Below are 12,828 nucleotides of genomic sequence, written 5' to 3'. Positions count from 1 at the left end.
CAAATACAGACATCTACTTCAAATTGGGAATTTGGAGCATTTGGTATTTGGTATTTTGCGTTTGGAGTTTAATAAACAGGCATGTCCAAGAGCCGTGAGGAAATTGCAGCAATGCGTGAGGAGTATGGTAGTCGCGAGATGCACCGTGCTGATATGGCGGAGAATCCGTTTTTGCAGTTTGAAAAATGGTTCGCCGAAGCCCGCGAAGTGAAACTCCACGAGCCCAACGCAATGACGCTGTCCACGGTCGGACTCGACGGATGCCCGGCGGCCCGGACCGTGTTGATGAAGTTTTTCGATGAAAATGGCTTTGTCTTTTACACCAACTACGGCAGCGCCAAGGCCAAGGAGCTGGCCGCCATCCCCATGGCCTCGCTACTCTTTCCCTGGCTCCCGTTAGAGCGGCAAGTGCGTATCGAAGGGTCGGTGGAAAAAGTCAGCACCGCAGAATCCTTGAAATACTTCGCCTCCCGGCCGCGCGAAAGCCAGATCGGTGCCTGGGTGTCGGATCAATCCAGCGTGATCGATTCCCGCGCCCTACTGCTCAACAAAATGGCGGAATTAAAAGCCAAGTTCAAAGGCGGCGATGTTCCGCTCCCCAGCTTCTGGGGCGGCTACCGTGTTAGACCCGAACGCATCGAGTTCTGGCAAGGCGGCAAAGGCCGTGTCCACGATCGCTTTCTTTACTCGAAAATAAATGACGGCTGGAAAATCGAGCGACTTGCGCCATAGACCAAGCGACGCACCCAGGCCCAATGGAGTAAAACCTTGTAAGTTGTCGGTAAGCCATGTCATGGCCCAGCAGGGCCTAACTACGGACAGCGAGGACGGAAACCGGGGCTTCGTGGAGTAATCTCTCCGCGTTGGTGCCGACGAAGATGCTCGCCAGTTTGGATTGCGCCCGGGTGCCGAGTACGACCAGGTCGGCACCGGTGTCCTTGATGTGACAGGAAAGTTCTACCGAGGGCACCGTGGACTCAAGAATGACCGAAGAGTGCTCCAGCTTCCCGAGTTGGCTGGTAAACGGCTCGAGCACCTGCGCCATGGCGTCCTGTACCCTGCGGCGAGTGCGCTCCACATAACCCAATGAGCCATCACCCACGTCATCAATGGTAGACCCCCAGTAATCCTTGTCCGGGGGATACATGACATGGACAAACTCCAGTGCCGCCTTGTTTACTTCGGCCAGCTCGATCGCTTTCTCAACCACCCGTCCGGAGGTGGCCGAGAGATCCGTGCAGGCGACGATTTTCCTGAAGTCTCCACTCTGCCAGTCGCGGGTGACCAGGACGTCAGTCACCACGGTGCGGACGCAGGAGGAGGAAATGGAGCCAAGGCGTTCCTTGGTCATGTCATTCGCTGCGATCACTAACAACACGGCTTTCCTTTCCTTGACAATACGGCTCAACTGCTCGGCAGGCCGACCGATACATACCTCAAACAACAGCTCGGCATCCGGTGTCTCCTCCTGCATCAGGGCTGTCAACCGGGCTTCTGCCTGCATCACCAAGGACGCATGCGCCGAAGCCTGCTCCACGGTGCCCGCCCAGTGATCCAGCACACTCGTATTAAGCACGTGGACCGCAACCACTGGAGATCCTGTCAGGCTGCCAATATGCACAGCCTGACGTAACGCAAAGGGGGAGGAGGCTGAAAAATCAATACCGACGATGATGGGTGCTTTGTTGTTCATGGGAATGGCAGGATGAGGATTTAAAAAGGATGTTTGCAGTAACAGCATCCGCACAGGTTGCAGTCCTGTCAAGACCGATCAGCCCGATTGTGGCCGGCGGCGTGCGGAATGGTTTTTTAACTAACAATTATGTCGCTTGAATCGGTTGGTGATCTGTTTTTCGATGCCGACGAGGAGGTAGGCGAAGGTGGCGACGGCGAGGATGCGCCACCAGGAGTCGAGGCCGATGGGCGCGGAGTGGAACAGCGCGTGCATCATCGGTGTGTAGGTGTAGATCAGTTGCAGCGCGACCATCGCCAGCGAGCCGAAGATGACCCAGGGATTCGAGAACAGGCCGATGGTGAACATCGAGCGGGTAAAGCTGCGACAGTTGAAGAGGTAGAAAAGTTCGACCATGACAAAGACATTCACGGCCACCGTCCGGGCCTCTGCCACGCTTGCGCCGCGTTGCTGTTCCCAGGCGAAGAGCGCGAAGCAGCCAGCGAGCAGGACCAGCGCGACTAACAGTATGCGCAGTTGTAGCCAGCCGGTGAGGATCGGCATCTTCGGGTCGAGTGGTGGTCGTCTCATGATCCCGCGTTCCATCGGTTCGAAAACGAGCATCAGGCCGAGCAGGACGGCGGTGGTCATGTTGATCCAGAGAATTTGCACCGGCAGGATCGGTAAAGTGGTGCCGGCGAAGATGGCGGCAAGGATGACCAGTCCCTCGCCGAAGTTCGTCGGCAAGGTCCAGACGATGAATTTGGTGAGGTTGTCAAACACCCCGCGGCCCTCCTCCACGGCGGCTTCGATCGATGCGAAATTGTCGTCGGTCAGGATCATGTCGGCGGCTTCCTTCGACACGTCGGTACCGGTAATACCCATGGCGATGCCGATGTCGGCCTGCTTGAGTGCGGGGGCGTCGTTGACACCGTCCCCGGTCATGGCGACGACCTGGCCGTGTGATTGCAGTGCCTTGACCAGGCGCAGTTTTTGCTCGGGCGCGACACGGGCGAAAACGGAGGTGGTTTCGGTGGCATCCGCCAGTTCCCCGTCGCTGAGTTTTTCCAAATCGCGACCGGAAAGTGCGACGACTTCGGTGCCGCCATCGAGTCCGATCTGTGCCGCGATCGCCTTGGCGGTGAGGACGTGGTCGCCGGTGATCATCTTCACGCGGATGCCGGCGCTCCGGCACTTGGCAACGGCCTCGATGACCTCGGGACGCGGCGGATCGAGCTTGCCCTGGATACCCAGGAAGGTGAGTTCTGCGGTGACATGCCCGTGGTCCAGACCATCATGGTCGGTGGGCATTTCGCGCCGGGCGAAGGCAAGCACACGCAGTCCCCGTGCGGCCATATCCTCGGCATGACGCAGCACGAGTGACCTGTCGAGCTGTCCGAGACCGCCGTCATCGGTGAGGGTGTGGGAGCAGCGTGTGATGATGGTTTCGACCGCACCTTTCATGTAGATGATCTTAGGCTCGCTACGGGTGCCGTGCAGGGTGGCCATGTATTGGTAATCAGACTCGAAGGGGATACTCTCTATCCGCGGCAAGCGTCCGACCATCTCCTCCCCGGAAAGCCCCGCTTTCTGCGCGGCGACGATGAGTGCCGCTTCAGTCGGGTCACCCTGCACGCCGGTGCGGCCGTCGTCATCACAAACGAGCTGTGAATCGTTGCACAGCAGCCCGGCGCCGAGTGTTTCAATAAGCGCGACATTTTCGCCAATGACCACGGGGGATTGCTGGTAGTGGATCTCCCCGTTTGTCTCGTAGCCACTGCCGGTGACGTGGTAGGTGCGCCCGCCCGCGTAAATTTCCTGCACGGTCATCTGGTTTTGCGTGAGCGTGCCGGTTTTATCCGAGCAAATGACGGTGGTACTGCCCAGTGTCTCGACGGCTGGCAGCTTGCGGATGATCGCACGTCGCCTGGCCATGCGGGAAACGCCGATTGCCAAGGTAATCGTCAGCGCCGCTGGCAGCCCCTCGGGGATCGCGCCGACGGCCAGGGCGACGGCGGCTACAAACATATCCACCCACGATTGTCCACGCAGGGTGCCGACGACAAACGTGACGGCGGCCAGCCCGAGGATCACGTATAGCAGCAAGCGACTGAACTGAGCGATCTTGCGTGTGAGCGGGGTCTGCAAATCCTCGGCTGTGTGCATCAGGCCCGCGATGCGGCCCATTTCGGTCCGGTCGCCTGTGGCAAAGACGATACCCTCGCCCTGGCCGTAGGTCACAAGCGTACCCGTGAAAGCAAGATTTGTGCGCTCGGCGAGGATTGACCCTTCACCTAACGACTCGGTCTGTTTTTCAACCGGCACGGATTCACCGGTCAGTGCGGCTTCCTCGATTTGTAAATTGCGCTGGTGCAACAGGCGCAGGTCGGCGGGAACACGGTCGCCGGACTGGAGCAGCACCACATCGCCGGGCACGAGCTGCACCGAGGGAATCCGCCGTTTTTCGCCACCGCGCCGCGCCGTGGCCTCGGTGACGACCATTGCCGCCAGCGCGTCGATGGCTTTCTCTGCCTTTGCCTCCTGAAGATAACCGATGACGGCATTGACGAAAACGACACCGAAGATGACGGAGGCATCCACCCACTCACCCAGTGCCACCGTAATCCCCGTGGCTGCGAGCAGGATATAGATCAGCGGCTGGTGGAACTGCAGCAGGAACCGCATCCATTCGCTGAGCCGTTTTCTTGCCGTCATTTGGTTTGGCCCGAATTGTCGCAAACGCGCCTCAATCTCGTTATCAGTGAGGCCTGAGGCTGCGTCTCCCTCCAGCAGCCCGACCACTTGATCGCCCGGCAACTCATGCCAGTTGATATTATTGAGCGTTTTCATGACCAACCCCTGACAGGGGCAGTTAGATTGAGGTTGTTCAGCCCGTTAGGCTGGGGCCGGCAAAGGTGGCATTGGCAAAAATACATCACGGATCCACCCAGCTGCATGGTAGTAAAATCCACCCGTTTTTAAAGCTCAAATGGACTCCCCGTCATTTTTTTGCAGACACCGTGAGAGAGCGGACTGGAAAATGCGGGTAGAGATGGAACACGCGGACCCATGCTCGGCTGCCCGGATGGCCACAACGCGTCCCGTGTGGTAGCCGTGGGTCAAGGTAGGACAGCTTTGTAAGCTGTCGGCTGGCTGAGCGCGGGTTGTCGGCAGCTTGCAAAGCTGCCCTACTAGACCACAATCGTCTGCTCGCGTTTGGGCCCGTTACCGATGTAGCTGACCGGTGCTCCGGCGAGTTCGCCGAGGCGGGTGAGGTAGGCGCGTGCGTTTTCAGGAAGGTCGTCCCAGGAGCGGGCACCAGTGGTATCGGTCTGCCAGCCGGGGAGTTCTTCGTAGACCGGCTGGGCACGGTTCCAGGCGGCGCGGTTGGCGGGTGGGAACTCGTGGCGTTGCCCGTCGATGTCGTAGGCGACACAGACGAGGATGCTTTCACGCTCGTCGAGGCCGTCGAGAATGGTGACGGCGAGGTCGGTGACTCCGTTGACCATGCAGGCGTAGCGGATCAGAACCATGTCGAGCCAGCCGCAGCGGCGGGGGCGGCCGGTGGTGGCGCCGAACTCCATGCCGCGGGCGTGGAAGTAATCAGAGATTTCGTCGTTTTCAGTGATGAACGGGCCGGAGCCGACGCGGGTGGTGTAGGCTTTACAGACACCGACGACGCGGTCGATGGCGGTCGGTGGCAGGCCGGAGCCGGTGCAGGCGCCGCCCGAGGTGGTGTTAGAAGAAGTGACAAAGGGGTAGGTGCCGAAATCGACATCGAGGAAAGAGCCCTGGGCACCTTCAAAGAGGATGGTTTTGCCGTCTTTCCATGCCTTGTGGAGAACAGGGATGGTGTTGGTGACGTGGGGGCGGAGTCGTTCGATGGCGGGGGCGACCGCTGCCCAGACCTGATCGACGGTGAACGTAGGCAGACCGTGTTTTTCCAGGATCTCGTTGGCATCATCGAGGCGGATGGCAATGAGTTCGCGGGCGGTGCCTTCCTCTAACATATCGGCGAGGCGTAGGCCGATCCGGTTTGCCTTGTCGGCATAGGTTGGACCGATGCCGCGCTTGGTGGTGCCGATTTTATTTTTGCCGAGCGCTGCTTCGCGGGCGGCATCAAGCTCGCAGTGATAGGGGAGCACGATGTGAGCGCGGTCGGAGATCAGCAGTTTTTCCGCAGGGACAGGGATGCCAGCTGTCTCGAGGTTGAAGATTTCCTTGCAAAGCCCGACGGGGTCCATGACGACGCCGTTACCGATGATGCAGGTCTTGCCTTCCCAGAGAATGCCTGACGGGACGAGGTGAAGGACGTATTTGGTATCGTTGGCAATGACGGTGTGGCCGGCGTTGTTGCCGCCCTGGCCGCGTGCAACGACATCAGCCGTTTCGGTGAGGTAGTCAACGATTTTGCCTTTTCCTTCGTCTCCCCATTGGAGACCGCAAATGATGGTGTTCATGTGGTGGAAGTTATTCGATATTTGTTATTGGTTATTGGGCGCAAGCGAGTGGTTGAGTTATTGGATGGTGATCGATTAGGAGGTGATGACGAAGGTTCCTAATAACCGATAACAAATAACTGGTAACTCTATCGAGCCTGCTCGATAAGCTCAGCGAACTCGGAGAAGAAATAGGTGGCGTCGTTGGGTCCGGGGGCGGCCTCGGGGTGGTACTGGACGGAGAAGGCGGGGAGATCCTTGTGGCGGAACCCCTCGACGGTCTGGTCGTTGAGGTTGATGTGGGTGATCTCGACGTTGTCCGGGAGGGAGTCGGGGTCAGAGGCAAAACCGTGGTTCTGCGCGGTGATGGATATTTTTCCGGTGCGTAGGTCCTTGACCGGCTGGTTGCCGCCGCGGTGGCCGAACTTAAGTTTGTAAGTGCTGCCCCCGAAGGCGTGGGTGAGGATCTGGTGGCCGAGGCAGATCCCGAACATGGGGGTCTTGCCGAGTAGTTTTTTGACTTCGGCATGGATGTAGTCCAGGGCCGCGGGGTCGCCGGGTCCATTGGAGAGGAAAACGCCGTCCGGGTTCATGGCGAGCACTTCCTCGGCGGTGGTGCGGGAGTTGACTACAGTGACGTTAAATCCACCTTGGCGGAGGTGGCGGAGGATGTCCCATTTGATACCGAAGTCGAAGGCGACGATGTTGTACTTTATTTCCGGAAGCTCGATGTAGTTGCCGACTTGTCCGGTCGAGGGGCTGGGGATGGTCCACTGGCGTGACTCGCCATGCCAGACGTAGCTTTCCGGGGTGGATACTTCTTTGACAAAATCAGAGCCCGCCATGGGAGCTGATTGCTGGGCGGCTGTGATGGCATCTTCCGCCGAGAGTTCGGTGCTGATACATGAGCGCATGGCGCCCGCCGAGCGCAGGTGCTTGGTCAGGGCGCGGGTGTCGACCCCTTCGATCCCGATGATTTTGTGTTCGGAAAAATAATCCGGCAGCGACTGGCGCGAGCGCCAGTTCGACGCGATCGGGGAGAGCTCACCGATGACAAAGCCACGGATGTGAGGCTGGCTGGACTCGGCATCCTCCGGGTTGACCCCGTAGTTGCCGATCAGCGGATAGGTCATGGTGACGATCTGGCCACGGTAGGAGGGGTCGGTGATAACTTCCTGATAACCAGTCATTGAGGTGTTGAAGCAAACCTCTCCGGTGGTGGTTCCAGTGTGGCCGAAGGCTTCACCTTCAAATGTGCGTCCGTCTTCGAGTGCGAGGATTGCTTTCATGGGAACTATCGTTACCTGCCCCGATTGAGTGGGGCGGCGGGCGCAGCCTGAGTTGCCGCGCGGGAAGATTCAAGTTTGAAGTTGAAGAACACAGAGATTCGTCGGCCGATTACTCAAATGCCAGGGCATTCAGTGCTTTCTGGAGTGTCATACCCAGGGATTTATGGTAACCGGACTCGGCTTTGACGACCAGCCAGTAGACCTTGCCGCTTTGGGTTTTGATGGCGAAGGGTTCGGTGGCGTGGACATCATTGTCGGCTCCGCCGCTCTGCATGTCCTCGTATCCGCGCAGCTTGAGGTTGTTAAGTGCCGGGATTTGGTAGTTTTTCCATTTCTGGGGGAGCCAGCGTTGGATCTCGAACTCGATGGCCGCGCCCTCGTCCATGACGTTGGGTGCTTCCTTGAGCTTGGTGGTGAATGGTTTGGTGGTGATATAAACATCCACCTGTCCGTACTCGAGACGTTTATCGTTTTCGGGCATGAAGCGGACGATCATCGCGCTGCCGTCCTTGGCCACCAGCCACTTCGGCTGCCATTGTTTGCCGAGTTTGAGCACTGGCTGCGGTAGTGTGGTTGCCGGCTTTTGCTCAGTGAGGTCACGACAGGCGTCGTTGATGGCTCTGTTAAAAGCAGAGACCGCCACGCGGCTCGCGTTTTTGGGGATGGGTTTCGGTGCCTTGGCAAAAACAGGGGTGGCAAGCAGCGCGGCAAGTGTGATGAGTGCGAGGGGTTTCATGGTGGTTTTTTTGTTGTTATTATTTTTATTGAGGCCCGCTATTTAACGAGGGAGCAGAAGGTGTCTTCTGCCGGGGAGTTGCCCTGGGTAAGGCTGGCTGCACCATTGGCGGCGAGGTGATTGAGGCAGTGGTAGACGTCCTCAGGATCAGCTCCTATGCTTGCTGCAATTTTATCGGCTGTCAAGTCGTCCGGAGTGAGGGCGGCCTTCACTTGCTGCAGGAGGTCGAGGAAGATACCGGCGGCCTTTTTACCCGCTTCCACACCGGGCTGGTGGTAGGCGTTGATGTTGACCAGGAGGGCGTAGATGGAGACGGCGCGCTCGAACAGGGCGATCAGCGCACCGATGGTGCGGGCGTTGACTTCCTCGATGGAAAGGGTGATGGACTTGCGGCCACTTTCATAGAGGGCAGTCCGGGTACCGCGCATAAACCCCTGGAGGTAATCGGCAGCGATGGTGCCGGGGTCGACTTCGACGCTTTCGCCGGTGCGTCCTTTTCTGACTTCGATGAAGGTGGCAAAGAAATTGGCGACCCCGTCGCGCAGCTGCTGCACATAGGCATGTTGGTCGGTGGAGCCTTTGTTACCATAAACGGCGATGCCCTGATGGACGGTGTTGCCGTCGAGATCCTTTTCCTTTCCTAATGACTCCATCACAAGCTGCTGGAGATATTTGGAAAAGAGCACCAGTGAGTCCTTGTAGGGAAGGACGACCATGTCTTTTTCACCCTTGCCGTTGCCGGCGTGATGCCAGGCGAGAGCGAGCTGCATGGCTGCGTTATCTGTGGTGCTGGGGACGCGGGTGCGCTCGTCCATGGCCTTGGCACCATCGAGCAGAGCATCAATATCGATCCCTTGGAGTGCTGCCGGGACGAGGCCGACCGTGGACATGACCGAAGTGCGACCGCCTACCCAGTCCTCCATCGGGAAGGTGGCGAGGAAGCCATGGTTAGCCGCGAATTTGTACAGCTGGGAGCCCTCGCCGGTGATGGCAACGGCGTGTGGACCGAAATCAAGGCCGGTGGATTCATAGGCTGATTGCGCTTCCAGCATCCCGTTACGAGTCTCCGGTGTGCCGCCGGATTTGGATACGACCAGTGACAAGGTCTTGCCAAGCCCGCCATGGGTGCCGCTGATGATTTCGGAAAGCGTGGTGTCGATACCGGCGGGATCGGTGTTATCGAAGAAAAATGTTTTCAGCGGGCTGTCGGCGCCGAGGGCCTCGTAGATGAACTGGGGGCCGAGGGCCGAGCCGCCGATGCCGATGACCAGCAGGTTTTCAAAGCGGGCACCTTTCGGGGTGGTGATGTCACCACGGCGCACCTTGAGGGCAAACTCCTTGAGGTCAGCGATGGGCTGGGTGATTTGTTTTTTGATTTCCCCGTTAGGCGCGAGCTCAGCGTTGCGCAGCCAGTAGTGGCCGACCATGCGCCCTTCATCCGGGTTCATGACCTCGCCCGCCTCGATGGCCTTGATGCCGTCGAAGGCACGGGTGATCTCGCTTGAAAGTGAATCCGCGTAGTTGGCGGGGATATCCATCCGTGAAGTGTCGATGGAGAACCCGAGCTCAGGGTAGCGGGTGAGAGAGTCTTGGTACGTTTTCCAATTAGCGGGTGTTGCTGGTGTGGACATGGGGGGATTTATGTGCCGCGAGCCACAATATTCAAGAGCTTACTGGTTCAGATGTGACATTTTCTATCGACGGATCCGTCTAGGGGCATGTAACCTACTATTTGATCATGATTAAAAAATTAGCAGCTGAATTGATGGGCACCTTCTGGCTGGTGCTGGGCGGGTGTGGAAGCGCGGTACTTGCCGCCTATTTCCTCGACAAGCCGGGGGGAGTCAACCTCGGCATCGGCTTTGTCGGTGTGGCCTTGGCCTTCGGGTTGACCGTGATGACCATGGCGTATGCGATCGGTCATATTTCCGGTTGTCACCTGAATCCAGCGGTATCCGTGGGACTCTGGCTGGGTGGACGGTTTCCAGCCACTCACCTGTTACCCTATGTGGTCGCCCAGGTGGTCGGTGGTATTGCCGGGGCGGGAGTTCTTTTTCTCATTGCTTCAGGAAAAACAGGCTTCGAGGCAGCCGGATTTGCGTCGAACGGCTTTGAAAAGCTGTCACCGGGTGGATACGGCATGGGGGCTGTCTTCCTCTGCGAGGTAGTCATGACCTTCATGTTCCTGATGATCATTCTCGGTGCCACTGCCAAAAAGGCACCGGCGGGCTTTGCCCCGATCGCCATTGGCCTCGGGCTCACCCTCATCCACCTGATCAGTATTCCAGTTTCCAACACCTCGGTAAACCCGGCCCGGAGTCTGGCCTCGGCGCTGTTTTCGACAGAAGGGCACCTGTCCCAGGTCTGGCTTTTCTGGGCTGCTCCCATTCTTGGTGCGGCGCTGGCTGGCATCGTCTACAAATGGCTCGGTAGCGAAGACTGATTCCTTATTTACGGCTGTCTCACTTTACCCCTAACCTGAAAATCCGCGCGAATTCGCGTGTCCAAACCGCTTCGGGGTTGCTATCCCGGGGCGGTTTTGTTTTTCTGCGGACCGTATGGCAGCTGTGCGAGAGCCCCTGGAGGCATTAAAGGAGTTTTTCGGCTTCGACGGATTCCTCGACGGGCAGGAGGAAGTGGTGGACCAGATCCTGTCGGGGCAGGATGGTCTGGTGGTGATGCCGACAGGTGGTGGTAAATCGCTTTGCTACCAACTTCCCGCCATGTGCCTTGATGGCGTGACGCTCGTGGTGTCGCCCCTCATCGCCCTGATGAAGGACCAGGTGGATGCCCTTCAGAAAAAGGGCATACCGGCCACGATGATCAACTCGACCCTCGGGTGGCCCGAGCAGCGGGACCGGATCGACCGGATGAGGTCGGGGGAGTATAAGCTGGTTTACATTGCACCGGAAAGGTTTCGCGCCGAGTCATTCATGGCGGCGCTCAAGGATATCAACGTATCACTTTTCGCCGTCGATGAGGCCCACTGCCTGAGCCAGTGGGGGCATGATTTCCGTCCAGAGTATATGCGCCTCGGGAAAGTGCTGGAGAAAATGGGCCGCCCCCAGGCACTGGCACTCACGGCCACAGCAACGCCGATTGTTAGAAAAGACATCCTCGGTGTGCTCGCCCTGCGTGATCCGTTCGAAACGGTGAGTGGATTCAGTCGACCCAACCTGTCGCTGGCGATCACATCGGTGGACAAACATACGGCGAAGTATGCCCGGCTCAGGGAGATCATAAGCAATTGGAAAACGGGGATTGTGTATTGCTCCACCCGCAAGCGTGTTGAGGAAGTGGCGGAGACCTTGTTTGGCTGGGGGGTCAAATGCATCGCTTACCACGGTGGTATGAATGAGAAGGAGCGGGAGCGGACGCAGAACGAGTTTATAAGCCGCAAGGCGGATGTGGCGGTGGCAACCAATGCCTTTGGTATGGGCATTGACCGGTCGGATGTGCGTTTTGTGGCCCATTTTGAAATCCCCGGCAGCGTGGAAGCCTATTATCAGGAAGCCGGGCGGGCGGGCCGGGACGGCGACGAGGCCTATTGCGAGTTGTTTTTCAACTATGCCGATACGAGAACACAGGAATTCTTTATCGAGGGTGCCAACCCGGGGTACCAGCAAATTTGTAACATCTATCAGTTTTTGCAAAATGATGCTGATGAGAACTTCGAAGTCCGCAGGACCATGGACGAGATGGCGGAGGGGGCAGGGATGAAAAATGGCATGGCTGTCGGCTCGGCCCTGGCGGTCCTGATGCGCGGCGGCTATGTCGAGCGTTTTGATATCCCTGGCAAGCGCATGAAGGGGACGCGCCTCAAGCGCCCGGATGTGCTTGTCCGCGACCTGGACATCAACCGGGAGGCACTGGAGGAAAAAGAGCGCCGCGACCGGCAGAAACTCGATGCCATGGTGCAGATGTGTTATGGTCGGCAGTGTCGGCAGCAGGCGATCCTGGAGTATTTTGGTGAAGACAACGCCGGCACCTGCGGCACCTGTGATGTCTGTTCGGATGCCTTCGGCGGCGATGCGCGGACCGCCAAAAACGATGCCGAGGAATTGATCGTCCGCAAGGCGCTGAGTGGCGTTGCAAGGATGAGCCGGAAAACAGCCAATGGCTGGGAGGGCCGGTTTGGGCGTGGCCGGGTCGTACAAATGCTGATGGGCAGCAAATCCCAGGAGATTCTAAGGGTCCGCCTCAACACGCTGAGCACCTACGGTCTACTCAAGGAAATGGGCACGGCGTATCTGAACGAACTGTTTCGCGCCATGCATGACGCCGGACTGGTGTTTACCCAGAAAGGTGAATACCCCTTGCTGACGTTGACACCACTCGGGGAAAAAGTGATGTTAGGTAAGTCGCGCTGCCGGATCGTCTGGCCGGAACGGCATGCGCCCACGGCAATGGCCGGCGGAGAGGGGGTCGTGCTGGAAGAGTTTGATTTCGACTCCAGGTTGTATTCCAGGCTCAAGGACCTGCGCGCGGCGCTGGCCAGGGAGGACGGTATACCTCCCTATCTGGTTTTTCCTAACAAGACACTGGAGTGTTTTACCCGGTTACGCCCTCAAAGCATGGAGGCGGGAATGCGTATCAAGGGAGTAGGGACGGTCAAGGCGGGGAAGTATCTACAGCCTTTCATCGATGAGATAGCCAAGCACTGATTCTAAGTAGCGTTCTGCAAATGAGCAA

The 12,828-nt window shown here is 58.3% G+C and carries 9 protein-coding genes; 3 read left to right on the top strand and 6 right to left on the bottom strand.

Translation table 11 applies throughout. From position 1 onward, the window contains the following. The first annotated feature begins 81 nt into the window (after positions 1 to 81). A complete protein-coding gene (gene pdxH / locus H7A51_06790) occupies positions 82 to 732 on the top strand; it encodes a pyridoxamine 5'-phosphate oxidase (protein MCP5535927.1) in 651 nt (216 codons plus the stop codon). A gap of 76 nt (positions 733 to 808) precedes the next feature. Here pdxH and H7A51_06785 read toward each other — a convergent pair whose 3' ends face one another. The 6 genes from H7A51_06785 to H7A51_06760 all read right to left on the bottom strand — a co-directional run bounded on the left by H7A51_06785 (position 809) and on the right by H7A51_06760 (position 9,767). Continuing rightward, positions 809 to 1,693 (bottom strand): universal stress protein, encoded by an 885-nt coding sequence (locus H7A51_06785; GenBank protein ID MCP5535926.1) that lies wholly within the window; start codon positions 1,691 to 1,693, stop codon positions 809 to 811. A gap of 120 nt (positions 1,694 to 1,813) precedes the next feature. Further along, positions 1,814 to 4,522 (bottom strand): cation-transporting P-type ATPase, encoded by a 2,709-nt coding sequence (locus H7A51_06780; protein MCP5535925.1) that lies wholly within the window; start codon positions 4,520 to 4,522, stop codon positions 1,814 to 1,816. A 341-nt stretch (positions 4,523 to 4,863) separates the two neighbouring features. Then, the gene (locus H7A51_06775) at positions 4,864 to 6,132 is read right to left on the bottom strand and encodes an adenylosuccinate synthase (protein ID MCP5535924.1); all 1,269 of its coding nucleotides are present in this window, start codon (positions 6,130 to 6,132) and stop codon (positions 4,864 to 4,866) included. Between the two features lie 128 nt (positions 6,133 to 6,260). Beyond that, entirely contained in the window at positions 6,261 to 7,400 is a 1,140-nt protein-coding gene (gene carA / locus H7A51_06770; protein ID MCP5535923.1) for a glutamine-hydrolyzing carbamoyl-phosphate synthase small subunit, read from the bottom strand. Between the two features lie 109 nt (positions 7,401 to 7,509). Beyond that, positions 7,510 to 8,136, bottom strand: a complete 627-nt coding sequence (locus tag H7A51_06765; protein ID MCP5535922.1) for a hypothetical protein — start codon at positions 8,134 to 8,136, stop codon at positions 7,510 to 7,512. A 38-nt stretch (positions 8,137 to 8,174) separates the two neighbouring features. Beyond that, complete coding sequence (locus H7A51_06760; GenBank protein ID MCP5535921.1) at positions 8,175 to 9,767, bottom strand: glucose-6-phosphate isomerase; 1,593 nt, start codon at positions 9,765 to 9,767, stop codon at positions 8,175 to 8,177. Positions 9,768 to 9,868: 101 nt separating this feature from the next. Between H7A51_06760 and aqpZ the strand changes: the two genes are divergently transcribed. Continuing rightward, positions 9,869 to 10,579 (top strand): aquaporin Z, encoded by a 711-nt coding sequence (gene aqpZ, locus H7A51_06755; GenBank protein MCP5535920.1) that lies wholly within the window; start codon positions 9,869 to 9,871, stop codon positions 10,577 to 10,579. Positions 10,580 to 10,694: 115 nt separating this feature from the next. After that, the gene (locus tag H7A51_06750) at positions 10,695 to 12,800 is read left to right on the top strand and encodes an ATP-dependent DNA helicase RecQ (protein ID MCP5535919.1); all 2,106 of its coding nucleotides are present in this window, start codon (positions 10,695 to 10,697) and stop codon (positions 12,798 to 12,800) included. Positions 12,801 to 12,828: the final 28 nt, after the last annotated feature.

This window comes from Akkermansiaceae bacterium (genome assembly GCA_024233115.1).
GTDB lineage: Bacteria > Verrucomicrobiota > Verrucomicrobiia > Verrucomicrobiales > Akkermansiaceae > Oceaniferula.
The sequence above is the reverse complement of the archived record's forward strand: the minus strand, read 5'-3'. Positions and strand labels throughout refer to the sequence as shown.